The sequence below is a fragment of the Pseudomonas sp. GZJR-8 genome (genome assembly GCF_002916705.1).
Taxonomy (GTDB): Bacteria; Pseudomonadota; Gammaproteobacteria; order Pseudomonadales; family Pseudomonadaceae; genus Aquipseudomonas; species Aquipseudomonas synxantha_A.
In genome coordinates, this window is sequence record NZ_JXSI01000008.1 from 213,504 (window position 1) to 230,519 (window position 17,016).

The window sequence follows — 17,016 nt, forward strand, 5'->3', positions numbered from 1 at the left end:
GAGTGCTTAGCGTAAAGACAACCAACACTATAGACCGAGCCCACCAGCCACCGACATGAAGAACCGGTCAGCGATTGCCCCGGTCGTTGGCGAACGCGCTCACCGCCTGGACCGCTTCGCCGGTGCCTTCGCGAATCTGCAGGATCACTGTGCCCGCCTGGTTGGCCAGTTCTACGCCGTGGGCGGCACGGTCGCGGGTGGCGTCCATGCTGTCGATGGCTTGGCGGGTTTCGTCCTGGATCATGGCGATCATGCCGGAAATTTCGGCGGTGGAGCCGCTGGTGCGCGCCGCCAACTGCCGCACTTCATCGGCAACCACGGCAAAGCCACGGCCCTGCTCGCCGGCGCGTGCGGCTTCGATGGCGGCGTTGAGAGCCAGCAGGTTGGTCTGGTCGGCGATGCCGCGAATGGTGTTGACGATGGCGGTGATCTGCTGCGAGCGCTCGCCGAGCTTGGCGATCAGTTGCGAGGATGTGTCGATATCCCGAGCAATTTCGCGCATACCGGTAGCGGTTTTCTGGATCACCTCGGCGCCTTTTTCGGCCATCTCCTGGGTGCTCAATGACAGGTGATAAGCCTGGGCCGCGCTCTGTGCCTCGGTGGCATGTTGTTGGACCCGGGCGGTAACATCGGAGGCGAACTTCACCACTTTGCACAGGCGCCCGCTGGCGTCGTACACCGGGTTGTAGTTGGCTTCCAGCCACACCACCTGGCCGTTTTTATCCACCCGCTCGAACTGGCCATTGAACAGCTCGCCCTGGTTCAAGCGTTTCCAGAACTCGCTGTAGGCTGCACTGTTGGCCAGTTCGGGTGTGCAGAACAGGCGGTGATGCTTGCCCTGGATCTGCGTCAGGCTGTACCCCATGCGCTGCAGGAAGTTTGCGTTGGCTGTGATAATGGTGCCATCGAGGTTGAACTCGATCATCGCCATGGCGCGGTCGATGGCTTGCAGCTTGGCGTTGGCTTCACTTTCGGCTTGCAGGCGTGGGGTGACATCCATGGCGTACTTCACCACTTTGGTCACGTGACCGGCTTCATCGCGTACCGGGTTGTAGCTGGCTTCCAGCCACACCGAATCACCGTTGGCACCCACCCGCTCAAAGGTGCCTGACTGAAATTGGCCGTTGCGCAGCTGCGTCCACAGCTGGTTGTACTCGGCGCTGCGGGCGAACGCGGGGGTGCAGAACATCCGGTGGGACTGGCCCAGGACCTGTTCGGCGCGGTAACCCATGGTCTTGAAGAAGTTCTCATTGGCCCGCAGCACAGTGCCTTGCAGGTCGAATTCGATGACGGCCATGGAGCGCTCGATGGCATCCAGCAGGCTGGCCTGTTGGGCAATGCTGTGTTGCAGGGTGCTGATGGTTTTCTTTTGGGTGTTAAATAGCATGTTAGAGGGCTCGGGCATGCAAGCATATGCGGTATCCATGTATTTGCGCCTGACCCCGTAGGGCCCCAGGCCTTACGGTTGACTTGCTCATTGCCAGCTTCCTGATGCTGACAGAGGGGGTGGAACAAGGGGTTCAGAGTGATCGGCCGGTCCAGAAGTTCGCTGCTTGAGCAGGGGCATTTTCGGGTAGCCGACCAATGGCGGCATTATGCTATTGCGGCATGCTCGCCGACGAAGATTCGGACGAGGTGTTATCAGACAACTGCGGCTGAACAGGCGATCTTCGATCGCTGGTCCTGACGCGGTTGCGGCCGCTGTTCTTGGCAGCGTACAGCGCGCGATCCGCAGCGTTGAGCCACATGACCGCATCCTTGAAGGCCGGTTGAAAATCCGCCAGGCCGATGCTCAGGCTCACGCGTAATTCGGGGATGTGCGCAGTGCGGTAGTTACTGAATTTTTCGCGCATCTGTTCCATGAGTCGCGCAGCATCTTGCAAGGGCATTTTCGGAAGGATCACACAGAACTCGTCACCTCCGTAGCGGCCGGCGAGGTCTTCTTCGCGCAGGTGCTGGCGTAATTCCTGGCTCAACTGGCGCAGTACCGCATCCCCGACGGTATGGCCGTGCATATCGTTGATACGCTTGAAGTGGTCGATATCGATCAGGGCAATGGTCGCCTGGCTTTGTTGCTGTTGGCACTTATGGAACTTGAGGTTCAGCAGGTCTTTCCATGAGCCATGGTTGAGCAGGCCGGTCAGGCTGTCGATACGGCTCAGGGCGCTGAGGGCGCGTTTATGTTGCGACAGTTTGATTGCCAACTGATAACAGACCATGCCGATGGCCATCGGGTAGAGCGTCAGCATCGGCAAGCAGGTGTAGACCTCGGAAAGGCTGACGCTGGAATCGAACTTGACCCCGAACAGGCTCCAGGCTATCGCGATGCCGGCGGCTTGTGCGAGCAGCCCATGCAGGAGCAAGCGTGTGCCACCGGCAGCGACGTTATTCATGGCCATCATCGACAGAATGGTGACGGCCGTCAGTGGCGAAAACTGGGTGGCCGCTGCCCAGAAACCGCCCGACAATGAGTCATACAGCAGGTTGCGCCGTTCGGCTTGATAGGGAAACGGCGAATGGGTCGAGATCAGATAAGCCACGTGCGGCCAGGCAAGGCCATTGAACAACAACAACGCCCATACCCAGCCTGGCATTGACAAGGGATACAACGCGCCGATTACGCTGATGCTACCGATACCCAGGCCGATGATCCTTGGCTTGTAGATACGTCTGGCAAATGAAAGCCCTTTGCCTCGTCTGTTTTCCATAGTGTCCTGGGTCAGCTGTTTTTTGTTTTTGCAGGTGCGACAGCGTGCGTCAACGGTCGGCGTCGATGATCGGATAATAGCGGCCGATATTGTCGATTATTCCTGTAGGAATAATCAGTGTCCTTTCAGGCCATTTGCGCAAAACAGCGGGTGAATGCGCCAAAAGCGACCTTTAATGTCGCCCCGGCAACAGGTCCTGATGCAGGGGCGGGGTGCGCACTTCGTAGCCGGCGAGGAACAGGTCGATTGCAGATTCGATGACGTTGGCCTGGGCGGCCACATCGAGGGTGGGCTGGCCGAGCGTGATTTGCGGCCAGAAGGCAAAGGCCTTGAGCAGGCTCTGGATCTGGTGAGCCGCGAAAGCTGGATCGGTACAGTTGAGGCGGCCGTCTTCCTGGGCAGCGCGCACCCATTGGGTAAAACCTTCTTCCCGTGCGCTGAGGCGATTGACCATATCTTGCGCACGTTCGGGCGAATGGATGGTGGCAGCAATGGCCACGCGCGCCAGGTCGAGGAAGTTGGCGTCCGACATCATCTTCATTTTTGCTTCCAGCAACTTGCGCAGTTGATCGCGCAGCGGCTGGTCGCTGGCGTAGTTCACGTCCAGTTGGGCAACGCTGCTGGCCCACAGTTGGCTCAGGATCTCGGCGAACAGCTCTTCCTTGCTGGGAAAGTGGTTGTACACCGTGCGCTTGGAAACGCCGGCGGTGGCGGCGACTTTGTCCATGCTGGTGACCTCGAAACCGTTCTCGCGAAATTCGGCAATCGCCGCCGCCACGATGGCGTCGCGTTTACGCTCGGTGAGGCGCTTGGGGGCAGTCATGGATGGCATTCGACTCAATCAGGAAATTACACTCAGCAGTTTACTTGCTCCGGATTTTGTTGCAATGTAGAAACTACACTGTGCAGTGTAATTCTTCTTCGTACTGTAGGAGTCACTCGGTAATGGCCACGATTTCAACCCGTGTCGACCCTGCGCCTGCAGCGCTCCAGCCTGCCGGGCAGGACCAGGGGCACTTCACCAATGACGCCCCGGTGCAACACGGCGGTTTTGGCAAAACCTTGCGCATTTTCTGGAACATGCTGTTCAACAAACCACGCACTACGCGGCCAGTGGGGCCGATCCCGGTGCAGCCACTGACACGCGAGCAGTTGTTGGCGGCACCCGACCACACGGTGTTCCGCCTTGGGCATTCGACGGTACTGCTGAAGATGCGCGGTAAATTCTGGGTCACCGATCCGGTATTCGCCGAGCGCGCGTCACCGTTCAGTTGGGCAGGCCCCAAGCGTTTCCACGCCCCACCTATCAGCCTTGAAGCGTTGCCACCGCTGGAGGCGGTGATTCTTTCCCACAACCACTATGACCATCTTGACCACGAGGCTGTGGTGCAACTGGCTGGTAAGACCCGCTACTTCCTGGCGCCCCTGGGCGTGGGCGAGACGCTGATCAAATGGGGGATCGATGCCAATAAAGTCCATCAGCTGGATTGGTGGCAGGGCACGGAAGTCGATGGCATTCGTTTTATCGCTACCCCGGCACAGCATTTTTCCGGACGCGGCCTGTTTGATAGCAACCAGACCCTGTGGTGTTCCTGGGTGATGATCGACGATGCGCGGCGCATCTTCTTCAGTGGCGACACTGGCTATTTCGATGGTTTCAAGCGCATTGGCGAGCAGTACGGCCCGTTTGACCTGACCCTGATGGAGACCGGCGCCTACAACGTCGATTGGCCCCATGTGCACATGCAACCGGAGCAAACCTTGCAGGCGCATATCGATCTCAAAGGGCGCTGGTTGTTGCCCATTCACAACGGCACCTTCGATCTGGCATTCCATGCCTGGCACGAACCCTTCGACCGCATCATGGCCCTGGCCTGGGAGCGCAATGTATCGATCACCACCCCGGCGATGGGGCAGGCGTTTCGCTTGAACCAGCCCGAGCGCGGCCATGCGTGGTGGTTGGAGGTGGAGACTGAGGGTACGCAGGAGCGCCTCGCCAGCTGACAGCAATGGCCGCGGAAAAAGGAGTTTTCAAGCTGTTTCAAGGCTGCGACAGGCGCCAGTCAAGGGTGCGATGATCTCCGAGAATCTATTTTCGGGGTAGTTCCGATGGAAAGTGAATGTAGCAAATATTGGCGAGTCGGCATGGCGTGCCCATCCAAGCAATTGGCGCCGGGGCTCGAGGAGCCCGCTGCGAGTATCCATCCTGCTACTGGCCCTACAAACTCACGCAGCATCGCTTTTGGTGCCGATCCTGCTTTGGCCACCAGCATACCAATCCCCGGCTATAACGCACCGGCTCTTCCCCTGAAACCTACGCGCGATCCCTCGTTGTCGTTGATTGCCTTGAGCGGCCTGGAGCCCTCAGGGCCGGTGATGGTCGAGGTGCCTCTGGTACAGAACAACAGCACTTTCAGCGCTGCCTCGACGTTGAGCGGCAGGCGCGTGGGGTTCGCCCAGCGGTGGGGGCATGATCAAACACCGATCGGACACGGGGTGGCATTCTTGCGCGCGTTGGATGTTCTGCGCCGGGCCGGAACCAACTTGGTCCCGGTGCCTGCGCGCCACGCCGATGACCCGCGCCCTGGCGGCAATGAAATCGATGAGCTTGTGCGCGCGTACCAACTGGACGCTCTGGTGGCCGATAGCCAGAACGCCGCCTTCCACGACGCATGCTGGAGTGGCTACCCAAGGCTTAACGAACCGCTTGAGGATGGTGCAGTGTTGTGGTTCTACGGTGCGCGGTGGTCGAAGGATTCCCTTACGGCACTCGTACTGGGATACCGCAGTGCTCGACGTCTGGGAGTACAGGAGGTGCTGAACAATCCAACAGGATGAACTACCGATGTCGCGCTTCTTGGCGGGAGGGGAGTTTTTAGACTGGCACCTGGGTCAATCGGGATCCTTCGCCATTTCTTCCTCTCGCAGGAGATATTTCATGTTTGGTATCGGCTCTGGTGTAAGTTTTTTTGTTAACTACGCACATAACACTTTGCCTGTTCAATCGTCGCCAGCGATTTCAAAACCTATCCCCGCCGGGACGGAATATGCCAGTGTGCGCGAACTGGCTGAGCAGATGTCGCGACCGGGAGGCATCACCTCGCAAGGGCTGGTCAATTATTTTCAGGAGCGCATCCGCACGCTGGATCCGCAGCTGAGTTCTGTTATTGAACTCAACCCGCAAGCGCTTGAAAGCGCCCGCACGCTGGACCAGGAACGGGCCAATGGCAAGGTGCGCGGACCACTGCACGGAATACCTATCTTGCTCAAAGACACCATTGAGACTGCAGGCATGCAAACCAGTGCAGGTGCCTTTGCTCTGGTAGGGGAGGCGGCGGGTAAAAACGCTCCATTAGTTGAATACCTGATCAGCCAGGGCGCCGTGATTCTCGGTAAAACCAACATGACGGAGCTGGCCGGTTTTCGCGGCGCTCCCGATGGCTGGAGTACCCGCGGTGGTCAGACTCGCAACCCACATCATCCGGACGCGCAGGTGGGTGGCTCCAGTTCCGGCTCGGCCGCAGCCGTCGCCGCAGGGTTGGCCCCCTTGGCGGTGGGGGCCGAAACCAACGGCTCGATCATCGTGCCCGCAGCGTTTAATGGTGTGGTTGGGCTCAAGCCCAGCGTCGGTTTGTTGGACCGCAATGGCATTATCCCGGCTAGCCAGCACCAGGACACACCGGGCCCGATGGCACGGTCGGTGTTCGATGCGGCGCTGATGCTCAACGCCATGTCTGGCCGCGACCTCCACGATCCGGCGAGCGTGGGCGCTCCAGAAGGGGTTGATTACACGCAGTTATTGGTACCTGGTGCGTTGAAGGGCAAGCGTATTGGATATCCCAAGACGTTTTCTGCAAACGGTGAAGTTCAGGCTGTGGAAAATAGTGCGCAATTCAGCAAAGCACTGGAGGTGCTTGAGGCACAAGGGGCGGTTTTAGTGCCGATTAACCTGCGTATGGCAGATGAGTCACGCTATGAAGAACTGTTGTTATCGGATGTAAACGAAGAGTTGAATGGCTACTTGGCCAAGCGCACGGGATTGCCAGTCAAGTCACTGGCTGAGCTGATCAAGTTCAACGAAGACCGTGACGGCACGGATACCGATCATCAGCCCCTGCTCAAGCAGATCAATGCCTCCACACTGGCGCCAGAACAGCGCGAAAGGGCGTGGGAAAAACTGATCGAGGATTTTCGCAGCAGCGTGGATGAGCCGATCAAGACTTATAAACTGGACGCCATAGTGTCGGATTTTGATACCAACAGTTACTTCGGCGTAGCAGCGGCCGGCTACCCAGGTATCACCGTACCCTCCGGCACGAACGAAGACGGTTTACCCACGGCCGCCCACTTCTTCGGCACCCGTTGGAGCGAGCCCACGTTGTTGGCGGTGGCCCACGGGTATGAGCAGGCCGCACAAACGGCAACCAAGCCTGGGCTTTGATCGGTCAGGTCATTTTGCATCGCAAAAGGAGTGCCGGGCACTGAACCTGCCGGCCTGAAACTTCACGGTTTACACTCAATGCCATGGAGGGACGCCATGGCATACAGAATTCATATCCTCGGCGCAGCGGGCACCGGTTGCACTACCTTGGGCAAGGTATTGGCCGAGCACCTGAATATTGCCTGTTTCGACTCCGATTTCTATTACTGGCAGCAAACCCTCGAACCCTTTTCCATCGCCCGGCTCCGGGACGAACGCCTCCGCCTGTTGCAGGAACACACCGCCGGCCATCAAGGCTGGGTATTGTCGGGGTCACTCTGCGGCTGGGGCGACGCGATGATCCCGCTATTCACCCATGTGGTGTTCCTGCGCGTAGAACCGCAAGTGCGCCTGCAACGCCTGCGCCTGCGAGAAGCGCAGCGCTACGGGGAGCAGATTCTGGAAGGTGGCAGCCGCCATCAAAACAGTGTCGCCTTTCTCACCTGGGCCGCACGCTACGATACTGGCAATCACAGCCTACGTAGCCTGCGTCGGCATGAAACCTGGTTGAAACCGTTGAGCTGCCCGGTGATCCGGCTGGACGCTACGCACCATTCGGTTGAGGAGTTGGTGAATCAACTGACGCCGTTGTTGAACCCATCAACCGAGAAATGAGGCCTGGTGCTGTGGGCTCGGCGGTTACGGTGTCAAACCGGCGCACACTCATGCCCCACCCCGGCGCAAACCCCGGGAAGAACACCAGCCCTTGCGCCTCCAGGCAAAACGCCAGGATCAGGCGGGTTTCATCGTCGACTTCGCCGTGGGCCTCCAATTGTTGAATCGCCTCTACCGCCACGCCCGCCTGGCGAGCCAGATGTTCCCGGCTCCAGCCCAGCATAACGCGGGCCTGTGCGCAGTGTTTGGCGGTGAATTGGTGCAGGACGATCTGCTGTTCTACGAAAGAGCTCATTGCCAGAGAGGACATGGGGGTTCTCCAGGTTCGACGGGGGAGGCGCAACTATACTGTGTTTTTGTACAGTTGTTTGTACCGCTCATCATCTGGATTTTTTCGTCGCTGTTTCAACGCCCAGTTATTCCATTCCCGACGCCTCCCGGATAATCAGATGATCCAGGTTCTCGATATTCGCACTGAATACCCCGAACGTTTGCTCGGGGTTTTTCTTGCTGGGCACCTGCTTGAGTTCCGGTGTCACTCCGTAGAAGAAACAATACAGCGGTCGCTCGCTGCTGGCCGCTGCCTTGATCTGCTCCAGGAAAACCGTGCGCTTGCGGTAGCTTTCGATGAGCTTTTTGTTCAGGTAGACGTTGACCGAATAAGGCTTCTTGTCGAGCCACACTTTCTTTTCGAAATCGATGCGAAAGCTGCTGGTGTAGTCTTTGATTTCCTTGATCTTGCCCCAGTAGATCAGGCCCTTGTTGTCTTGCAGGTATTCGATTTTCTTGAAGAACGACCAGTAAGTCGCCGTGTGCTCACCAATCTTCAAGGGCATGGCCTTGAGCTTGTCCTTGTCATCGATGTTCGACACATAGCATTCCACCGGATGGGCGAACACGCTGGTTTTGTCCGGGGTTGTGTCGCTGCTGACATGGGATTTCTCAACGCGATTTGAAGGCGTTTTCGTTGGCTCTTGTGGGGCGCCTCCATCGATGCCGGCAGCAGGTGTTTTACGTTCGTACTGACGGCGTGTCAGTACCAATTCCGATGGGAAGTTGTCCTCGCGCTCGTCCTCACTTTCACCGGCCGCGGTCTTTTGGCTGCTGGCATAGCGACAGCCTTCGATATGCCGGGTGCCGGGTTTGTTCTTGAAGTGTGGGGTGCGCAGGTAATTGACGTTCTTGGCGTTGAAGGTGCTCAACACATTGCCGGCGTCGAACGCTGCGCGGCACGCGTCGTTGGGGCAGAGGAAGCGGTCCTTGTCGGAATCGAAGTCAGCGGTTTCGTCGAAATTCAGCTCTCGTACGTCGTAGATCGACAACTTGTCATCGAGAGCCAGGCTGTAGGCCGTGTCGAATTTCATGGGGCTCGGTCCGTGGGAATTTGGCTATTAATAGCCGGATCCTGTGTAAATATCAGCAAGAACCTGCAACGCGTCGTCCGCTCAAGAAGCCTGACGGTAAAAGCGTCTGCAACGGCTCTCGGCGTAGACCCCAAAACCACAACGTAAACACCATTCCACTGAGATGCACGGATCAAATGTGGGAGCTGTCGAGCCCCTGCGAGGCTGCGAAGGGATCGCCTCGGTCCCCCCGCCAACCCCACCCACCCGCATCACCGCTGCAACCGAGCCCGCCGTTTCTTCTTCGCATGAAAGTGCCGAAAATGCGCATCCTGCGCCGCCGCCAACAATTCCCTATCCCCCCGCGTATCGCCCCAGGCCCGCAGCCGATACTCGCCCAAATCCCCATACACCGCCTCAAGCCGCAGCACCTTGTTCTCACAACGGCAATTATTCCCGGTGAGCTTGCCGGTCAACACCCCGTCGACCACCTCAAGCTCAGTCCCGATCAACTTGATCCCAAGCCGATCGGCAAACGGCTGCAACACCAACGCCGGCGACGCCGAGCACAACGTCACCACCGCCCCCGAGCCCAACTCCTGCTCCACCGACAACACCCCCGCCGGGCGCATCAACCGCGCCCAATTACGCTGGCAATACTCCTCGGCCTTCTGCTGCACCCACGTCTTCTGCACCCCGGTCATAAAGGTGCGAATCAACTGCGCCTTCAACTCATCCCGGCTGATCTGCCGCACCAAGAAGCGCAGCCCAGGTAGCGCCAGCTTGACCATCCGCCCATAAAACTCACCGGGGCCAAAGGCAAACTTGAGGAAGGGCACGAAACTGTCGTGGTGGGTGAGGGTGCCGTCGAAGTCAAAGACGGAGAGTACTTTGGCGTCGATGGGGCCGGCTTCGAGCATGTCTGGGTTCACGGGTGGTCCTTATCAGGTAGGGCGGTTTCATAGCGTTGTGACTGGCGCTTGCCTGTCGGGGTTCAGGTTGACGGTTCAGCCTGGTCGCTGCGGGTCAGCCTCTGCGCTCTTCTGTGTGCGTGCGACGGTCCATGCGTTTATGGTGATACGAGTTTACTACCCCTGAGCCCGGATTGGGGCTTCTGAGGTTCCGGCACGCTCACTCGAGAGCGAGTGCAGTTAGTTCTTACAAGTGTTTTGGCTGACTGATAGAGCTGTAAGTTAAATTTCCTACATAAAACTCGTACCGCTTAAAGCGAACTTTCCGATATTTCCTATTTGCTATTTCTCGTATGGTAAATGCTAAAAACAACAAGGCGCTTATCCTAATGGCAAACCACGGCTACATGACCATCAGCGGCAAATCCCAAGGTCTAATTTCTGCAAAGTGTTCGACTCAAGACTCTATAGGCAACAAGTGGCAAGAGGGACACTGCGACGAGATAATGGTGCTGTCCTTCCACCATAATATGGCCAACAGGGGCAACGTCAGGGCATCGAGTCATGGGCCGATTGCGATTACCAAAAATATCGACAAATCTTCTCCCTTACTGGCGGTAGCACTTTCCAATAGGGAAGAGCTCAACTGTGTCATCAATTTTTACCGTATCGCCCAATCTGGCTGGCATGAAAAGTACTACAGCGTGGATATTAGAGGCTGCATCATCACCGACCTCACCGTCGACGTACCGCATTCTGTTTTGCATATCGATGCAGAGGCACAAGAGCATGTTGCGCTTAGATATCGCGAGATAATCTGGACTCATCATGCGGCAGGTACAAGTGGCTTCAGTACTTGGGAGACAGGCCGGTGAATAAAAAAGACGAAAAACAGAACCCAACGTTTCACGATATCTGGGTGGTTAGTCAGGCTGCGGCGTATCTGACTAACCAGGCTTGTACCATAAGTGCTCGGAATATTAATGATGGGGTTGTTCGGTTACAGTTCAATCGGGAGGTGGCTTATTATGCGCGAAGTATTGTTAGGGATGTTGAGGAAGGCAGGAAAACTATTGATCAGGGATTGAAAGAAATAAAGCACGAACAAAAAAGCCTCATCAGTCAATCTCTAGAGGTGGGCAGGAAAGGTATCGGGGTAATCGCGGGGGCGCTTCAGTTTGCGACGGGGGCGGGAATTTGCTATGCCTCAGTTGGTACGCTGTGTTTGCTGGCGGGCATCCCGATTATGGCGCACGGCGCTAATAACATGTACGAAAATGGTAGGAATATGCTCGAGGGGCATTCCGATACAGTTGGTCCGGTCAGGAATGGATATCGCGGCGCTGCACAGTCCTTGGGGTATGGCGAAAGTGGAGGTGATTTAGTCTACAGTGGGACAGATATGATCATGTCTTTTTACAGTCTGCGTAGACTTGTATTGAAGCCGGATGCTTGGCGGTTGTTCAGATATATAAGATCAGATAAGGAGAGGGCTTACAAAAAAATGGGGACGTTTTCATTAGGTGTTGAGGTATATATTGATTATGAGACGGGGAAGCAGGTGTATAAGGGGGTGGTAGATTGATTGTGTTCTATGCTTTTTTATTTTTGGTTTTTGGTGTGGGCGGTGCGTATGCTTTAAGGTCTAGACTTTCTGGTGAGGGACTTAATAGCTTGAAGTTGTTTTTGTGTTTGGTATTTAACGGCTTTTTTGTGGTGTCCTATATAGAGGTGATTAAGTATTGCGAGTTTCCTTTTTTTGGAGTTAGGACTGATTTTATTATTCAATATCCAATCCTCGAGTGGATTGCCTTTTTCGGCATATTGGCTCACGGATTTGCACTTCCGGTCAAATGGAAAACTAGCGATAGTTTTGAACGAAAAAAAGAGGAAGGCCGATAAGAAGGTTCGTCCGAGCTTAGCTCGGTCGAACCAAACACGAAAGTTCAACGTACCGAATGACCTGAAGACCGGAAATATTCCGCTACCTTCCGAAGCCAAGTTCTGGTCGGGGGCACCCTGCGGCGAGTCCTGTTGAGCAACAGATAGGGCATATCCCGCAACCTAATCCAGCCTTCATCCTGCCAATGCAGCAGGCTCAGCGACATCTCCGGCCAATCCAGCAAGCTCAGCATTGGACGGTCTGTGGATCGTGATTGTTGCCCATCTCGTAAAGTCGGTACGACCTGATGGGTCAACCACTCCCGCAGTAGGCGATGCCCAGGCGCGTAGTGATACACCAGCAACGCATACACTCCGGACTCGCTGATCATCAGCATGTTCTCAGGCTGACCGTGATAGCGGATTTCCAGCGTTTGCCGTTGATCCTCATCGAGTTTGCTGACCTTGCGCTCGTCCAAGTAAAGACCAGTCAATCGGCCAAGATCGCGGGCACAGAACCAGGGCTGGTTCTCAAGGAGCAGCGCGTGCAGTTGCAGGTTGTGGCGGGTGAAGACCGTAGGTTCATGCATGACACACCTCCGAGCCGGAGCGTGTTTGAGAAATGATGCAGGTGCTGCGAACGTCCTTCGCAGTGGATGCAAAGTATCCAGGCATTTCCGTTACCTCTGGTTGCTTTCTTAGGGCATGCGTTATGGGTGTCGGGAGCTAAGAAACCCACCAGAGACGGGCCGGACATATTCCCCTTTCGGGTCTTGTATTCGCCCACTCCCGACATAACGGGGATTTTTCACAGGCGTAGAGAAACCGCTGGCGAAAAAAAGCCGCATGGCTGTCGGGTGCGGAGGACCGCTCTGGTTGTAGAGTTTCTTAGGCTCATGCGCAAGGTTAGAGCTAGTGAGTCCCATGGTCAAGTCGTGCAAATATTGTGGAAAGGTGCGATTGCTTGTAGTGTGAGCGTAGGAAGGAATAAATTAATGAAAGGACTAATTTGTATGAATGAATTACATGGTTTTGTTAAAAGAAGTGATTTTTTTGATTTTATTTATGTGTCTTGATCTCTGCTGCTCTCCGTTTATTAGTGGTATCAATTGTTTGACTTGTGTCGAGCGAAAAGTATGAATATTGAATCGTTGGTGACGTATAAAAGGCTGAAGAAATGGTTCTTACGGAAAACTCCCACAAGCGGGGTGCGACGTGTGGGGCCAGTATTTAGTGCAGTGGCATCCGATATTGGAATTGGTCGAGAGGAAAATCAAGATAGGGCGGCATTAGTGCGCTCGGTTGATTGTGAGGGTAAACCATATACGTTGGTCCTGATTAGTGACGGGATGGGCGGAATGAAAGATGGTGGTGTCTGTGCTGCTATTGCTATGGCTGCATTTTTATCATCTTTTTTTATTAGAAGTAAAACCCGTAGTAAACATAGCGAGTGGCTGTCCGGTGCTGCGCTTGACGCGAATAGAGTGATTTTTGATCAGTATCTTGGTCGGGGGGGAGCTACTCTTTCAGTATTGCTTTTTAGGTCGGATGGTAGTGGTGGGATACTAAATATTGGAGATACAAGAGTTTATGGGTGCGACGGATCTAGCCTAATGCAGCTGACTGTTGATGATACTCTTGCAGGTCAATTGGGGGATAAATTAGGAGCTTTAAAAGGTCGAAATGAACTGCTCCAATTCGTCGGTATGGGAGTGGATCTAGATCCGCATTATTTAAGCTTTATGCCGAGTGGACTCAAATCTTTTGTGTTAACAACTGATGGGGTGCACTACTTGAATAATGAGCTAATGCGGGATTTAATAGTCAATGCTGAAGACGTTGGTGTTGCTGCAAGGAGATTGGTTGAAGTTGCCAAGTGGTGTGGTGGTAGAGACAACTGCAGTTCAGTAATTGTATCTGTAGAACCCTCTATCGGTTCTATTTTAACAGATGATTTGGATAGTGATTTATACGAGATATGGGACTCGTTTGGTGACTTGCAAATTTCCTGTGAAATAGCGGCGCAGGATAAGCCGGAAAAATTCTTCGCTGATGTAAAGAAAATTTTAGGTTTGAATTCAGATGCCGAGTTAGTTCAGAAAAAAACCGTTAAAGAGAAAAAAAATCTAACTACTAAGTCTCGTAGAAATTATGGCGGAGGGAAGAAATTAGGTGGGAGGCGCGACGTGGAGGTTGAAAAAAAATCTTCAGATGGCGATAGTGATGAATTAAAAGAAAATAGCATGCCACAATTAAAGATGTCTTTTCCGAGCAAGGAGTAGCTCATGTTGCAACTGCCTGAACGTTATAAATCGCTAGGGGATGTGGTTTTAGGCGGTATGGGGGAGGTTGTTTTTTGTCAGGATACGATATTAGAACGGTGTGTTGCTATAAAGGTTCTTCAGGGGGATATAGATCAGCGTCGTATTTTTGACGAGCTTTCGGCTCTGATGAGAGTCCGATCGAAACATGTTGTTCAGGTTTACGATTATTTGCAGTTTCATGGGCGTGGGCTAGGCATTGTACAAGAGTTTGTTGAAGGGCGTGATTTACTTGAAGTGGATTTTTCTGGTTTAACGATCTATGATTATTATAAAAATATTTGGCAAGTCGCTTCAGGGATTGCCGATATTCATAGCGTTGGTGTAATACATCGAGATATAAAACCTAATAATATTAAAGTTGATCCTGAAGGGGTGCTGAAGATATTTGATTTTGGGTTGGCAAGGAATGACTGTGATGCTTCAACTATGGGTTTTATTGGAACGCACGGATTTGCTGCCCCAGAACTTTATTCGGCAACCGTTGATTTTACTAACGCGATCGACGTTTACTCTTTTGCTGCTACCGCTCTGCATATGGCTATAGGTGGATTGCCGGCTCAAATGATGAAACCTTATCAAGTTAGTGGGGCGGTGGACTATTTCTGTACGACAAGATTTCCTATTCCTGCGATTTTGGCTGGTTTGTTAAACAGCTGCTTGCATTCGGATCCGGCTCAGAGACCTTCAATATTAATGGTCCGTGATGAATTGCAAAAGCATATTCTTCACGACGCTCATCAAGCGCTGGTTGTATATAAAGGGCAGGCGAAGTATCTGGGGAGTGGCAGTAGGTCAATTAATCTAAAAGTTGCAAACATCGGTGATGTTGATATTTGCTATGACGGTCTTAGCTTCTCGGTTACGCGGATTTCTGGAGAGGTTTTTATAAATAATGAGGCGGTCAATGTTGGTTATGTCTTGCCGGGAAGTTGTGTAGTTGCGTTAGGTGGTGGCTGGCGAAAAAACGTCGAGCGTACCTTTGTTACTTTTGATTTATCGCATCCGGAAATTGTGCTATGAACGGACCTCATGGTAATGGCGACACAATTGGGTCAAGGTATGTTGTAATAGGTTTTGTGGGGCAGGGCGGTATGCAGTATGTGTACAAGGCACATGATACGTTAATGCAGCGTATAGTGGCCTTGAAGACTCCCAAGAATAATTCTGCAACTAAGCGATTTAAAAGAAGTGCTGTGGTAGCTGCTAAGGTTAATCATCATAATGTTGCTAAAACTCTTGATTATCTGAGGGAAGGTGATAGTCGGTACTTGGTTGAGGAGTTTGTAGAGGGCGAGGATCTCCAGCAAGGTATATTAGATCGTGCATCTTTTGTGGACCCCTATCTCGCTGCAAAATTATTCCATAATTTAGCAAAGGGTTTGGCAGCTGCCCACCATGCAAATGTAATTCATCGCGACCTAAAACCGACTAATATAATGATTGTTGGTGGGTATAATCTTGAAGCTATAAAAATAACCGATTTCGGTATCGCGAAAATGGCTGGTGAGGAACTAGTTGATGCGGCTGAAGGGGGGGACTCAACCATGACTGCTTCTCAAACAGCGGTAGGCGCCTTACCTTATATGGCGCCTGAGGCGATTGAAAAACCTAGAGAGGTTTCGCACCCCGCTGATATATGGTCCGTGGGGGCTATGATGTATCAGCTGATTACTGGTCAGCTTCCGTTTGGAAATGGGCTTAAAGCGGTGTTGCGGATTCTTCAGGAGGATCCTTTACCTGCTCCGAGCTTCGTTACTTCTAATCCTCAGTTCAGTCCGCTATCAAACGAGTTGCTAAAAATTTCTCTGGAGTGCCTAAATAAAGATTCTGTGCGGAGACCGTCTGCTGATCGTTTGGTGTCCATGTGCGGTGCACTTTGCTACTCTCAATCACCTCGAGTTGAGGGCGTGATTTATGACTATAGACACAACGCTTGGGGCTTTATCAAGCCACTTCGAGAAACGGTTTTTTTTCACAGGTCCAGTGTTTATGGGCCAGCAAAAATAGAGCAAGGCGCGAAAGTTGTTTTTTCTCCTCATATAGGAGCAGGTGCTGGTAGAGCACATCCAGTAATGGTTTTAGATAAATAATAAAAAGCCCTGTGTAAATCAGGGCTTTTGTTTTAGCTATATATAAAGTGTGCGCTGGATATTAGTCCCAGCTCAACGCCCCACCCGTCTGATACTCAATAACCCGAGTCTCAAAGAAATTCTTCTCTTTCTTCAAGTCCATAATCTCGCTCATCCAAGGGAACGGGTTAGTTGTCCCTGGATACTCTTCCTTCAACCCAATCTGCGACAGGCGACGGTTGGCGATGAACTTGAGGTAATCCTCCATCATCGCCGCGTTCATGCCCAGCACGCCGCGAGGCATGGTGTCGCGAGCGTACTCGATCTCCAGCTGAGTCCCTTGCAAAATCATCTGGGTCGCTTCTTCCTTCATCTCGGCATCCCACAAGTGCGGGTTTTCGATTTTGATCTGGTTGATCACATCGATACCGAAGTTCAGGTGCATCGACTCGTCGCGCAGGATGTACTGGAACTGCTCGGCCACGCCGGTCATTTTGTTGCGGCGGCCCATGGACAAAATCTGGGTGAAACCGCAGTAGAAGAAGATGCCTTCCAGTACGCAGTAGTAGGCGACCAGATTACGCAGCAGTTCCTTGTCGGTCTCGACGGTGCCGGTTTCGAACTTCGGATCGGAGATCGAGCGGGTGTACTTGAGGCCCCAGGCGGCTTTTTTAGCGACCGATGG

The 17,016-nt window shown here is 53.7% G+C and carries 18 protein-coding genes; 10 read left to right on the top strand and 8 right to left on the bottom strand.

The genetic code is table 11. The annotated features are described in order from the left end of the window. Nucleotides 1–67: 67 nt before the first annotated feature. The 3 genes from TK42_RS17605 to TK42_RS17615 form a co-directional block, all read right to left on the bottom strand. The gene (locus TK42_RS17605) at nt 68–1,387 is read right to left on the bottom strand and encodes a PAS domain-containing methyl-accepting chemotaxis protein (protein ID WP_103734770.1); all 1,320 of its coding nucleotides are present in this window, start codon (nt 1,385–1,387) and stop codon (nt 68–70) included. Nucleotides 1,388–1,598: 211 nt separating this feature from the next. Next, a complete protein-coding gene (locus TK42_RS17610; RefSeq protein ID WP_256584603.1) occupies nt 1,599–2,708 on the bottom strand; it encodes a diguanylate cyclase in 1,110 nt (369 codons plus the stop codon). A 172-nt stretch (nt 2,709–2,880) separates the two neighbouring features. Next, on the bottom strand, nt 2,881–3,531 hold the full coding sequence (locus TK42_RS17615; protein ID WP_032879809.1) for a TetR/AcrR family transcriptional regulator: 651 nt from the start codon (nt 3,529–3,531) through the stop codon (nt 2,881–2,883). A gap of 122 nt (nt 3,532–3,653) precedes the next feature. Between TK42_RS17615 and TK42_RS17620 the strand changes: the two genes are divergently transcribed. The 4 genes from TK42_RS17620 (at nt 3,654) to TK42_RS17635 (ending at nt 7,803) form a co-directional block, all read left to right on the top strand. Continuing rightward, on the top strand, nt 3,654–4,712 hold the full coding sequence (locus TK42_RS17620; RefSeq protein ID WP_032879811.1) for an MBL fold metallo-hydrolase: 1,059 nt from the start codon (nt 3,654–3,656) through the stop codon (nt 4,710–4,712). A gap of 327 nt (nt 4,713–5,039) precedes the next feature. Next, nucleotides 5,040–5,546 carry a hypothetical protein gene (locus TK42_RS17625; protein WP_236648063.1) on the top strand — a complete coding sequence of 169 codons (507 nt, stop codon included), beginning with the start codon at nt 5,040–5,042 and terminating at the stop codon, nt 5,544–5,546. A 100-nt stretch (nt 5,547–5,646) separates the two neighbouring features. Beyond that, a complete protein-coding gene (locus TK42_RS17630; protein ID WP_032879813.1) occupies nt 5,647–7,149 on the top strand; it encodes an amidase family protein in 1,503 nt (500 codons plus the stop codon). A gap of 96 nt (nt 7,150–7,245) precedes the next feature. After that, entirely contained in the window at nt 7,246–7,803 is a 558-nt protein-coding gene (locus tag TK42_RS17635) for an AAA family ATPase (RefSeq protein WP_032879814.1), read from the top strand. Here the strand turns inward: TK42_RS17635 and TK42_RS17640 are convergent. The 3 genes from TK42_RS17640 to TK42_RS17650 all read right to left on the bottom strand — a co-directional run bounded on the left by TK42_RS17640 (nt 7,733) and on the right by TK42_RS17650 (nt 10,066). After that, the gene (locus tag TK42_RS17640) at nt 7,733–8,113 is read right to left on the bottom strand and encodes a helix-turn-helix transcriptional regulator (RefSeq protein ID WP_032803685.1); all 381 of its coding nucleotides are present in this window, start codon (nt 8,111–8,113) and stop codon (nt 7,733–7,735) included. The genes TK42_RS17635 and TK42_RS17640 overlap by 71 nt on opposite strands. Nucleotides 8,114–8,219: 106 nt before the next feature. Beyond that, nucleotides 8,220–9,167: a hypothetical protein gene (locus TK42_RS17645; protein ID WP_078822120.1), complete on the bottom strand. Its 948-nt coding sequence runs from the start codon at nt 9,165–9,167 to the stop codon at nt 8,220–8,222. A 251-nt stretch (nt 9,168–9,418) separates the two neighbouring features. Beyond that, complete coding sequence (locus tag TK42_RS17650; RefSeq protein ID WP_103734771.1) at nt 9,419–10,066, bottom strand: HAD-IB family hydrolase; 648 nt, start codon at nt 10,064–10,066, stop codon at nt 9,419–9,421. A 380-nt stretch (nt 10,067–10,446) separates the two neighbouring features. On the opposite strand from TK42_RS17650, the gene TK42_RS17655 reads away from it, so the two are divergent. The 3 genes from TK42_RS17655 to TK42_RS17665 are packed head-to-tail and all read left to right on the top strand — an operon-like array spanning nt 10,447 to nt 11,959. After that, nucleotides 10,447–10,932 carry an Hcp family type VI secretion system effector gene (locus TK42_RS17655; RefSeq protein WP_103734772.1) on the top strand — a complete coding sequence of 162 codons (486 nt, stop codon included), beginning with the start codon at nt 10,447–10,449 and terminating at the stop codon, nt 10,930–10,932. Next, a complete protein-coding gene (locus TK42_RS17660; RefSeq protein WP_103734773.1) occupies nt 10,929–11,642 on the top strand; it encodes a DUF4225 domain-containing protein in 714 nt (237 codons plus the stop codon). The genes TK42_RS17655 and TK42_RS17660 overlap by 4 nt, the downstream gene beginning before the upstream one ends. Next, nucleotides 11,639–11,959 carry a hypothetical protein gene (locus tag TK42_RS17665; protein WP_103734774.1) on the top strand — a complete coding sequence of 107 codons (321 nt, stop codon included), beginning with the start codon at nt 11,639–11,641 and terminating at the stop codon, nt 11,957–11,959. Before TK42_RS17660 ends, TK42_RS17665 begins: the two co-directional genes overlap by 4 nt. A 44-nt stretch (nt 11,960–12,003) precedes the next feature. Here the strand turns inward: TK42_RS17665 and TK42_RS17670 are convergent, their stop codons facing one another. After that, complete coding sequence (locus tag TK42_RS17670; RefSeq protein WP_103734775.1) at nt 12,004–12,528, bottom strand: Bro-N domain-containing protein; 525 nt, start codon at nt 12,526–12,528, stop codon at nt 12,004–12,006. A gap of 546 nt (nt 12,529–13,074) precedes the next feature. Here TK42_RS17670 and TK42_RS26815 point away from each other — a divergent pair. The 3 genes from TK42_RS26815 to TK42_RS17685 are packed head-to-tail and all read left to right on the top strand — an operon-like array spanning nt 13,075 to nt 16,352. Next, nucleotides 13,075–14,220 carry a PP2C family serine/threonine-protein phosphatase gene (locus TK42_RS26815; RefSeq protein WP_146097886.1) on the top strand — a complete coding sequence of 382 codons (1,146 nt, stop codon included), beginning with the start codon at nt 13,075–13,077 and terminating at the stop codon, nt 14,218–14,220. A 3-nt stretch (nt 14,221–14,223) separates the two neighbouring features. Next, complete coding sequence (locus TK42_RS17680) at nt 14,224–15,282, top strand: serine/threonine-protein kinase (protein WP_103734777.1); 1,059 nt, start codon at nt 14,224–14,226, stop codon at nt 15,280–15,282. Then, nucleotides 15,279–16,352, top strand: a complete 1,074-nt coding sequence (locus TK42_RS17685; RefSeq protein WP_103734778.1) for a serine/threonine-protein kinase — start codon at nt 15,279–15,281, stop codon at nt 16,350–16,352. The genes TK42_RS17680 and TK42_RS17685 overlap by 4 nt, the downstream gene beginning before the upstream one ends. 61 nt (nt 16,353–16,413) lie before the next feature. On the opposite strand, the gene TK42_RS27155 is transcribed toward TK42_RS17685, so the two are convergent. Continuing rightward, nucleotides 16,414–17,016: ribonucleotide-diphosphate reductase subunit beta (locus tag TK42_RS27155; RefSeq protein ID WP_177083675.1), on the bottom strand; the 603-nt coding region annotated here is incomplete at its 5' end.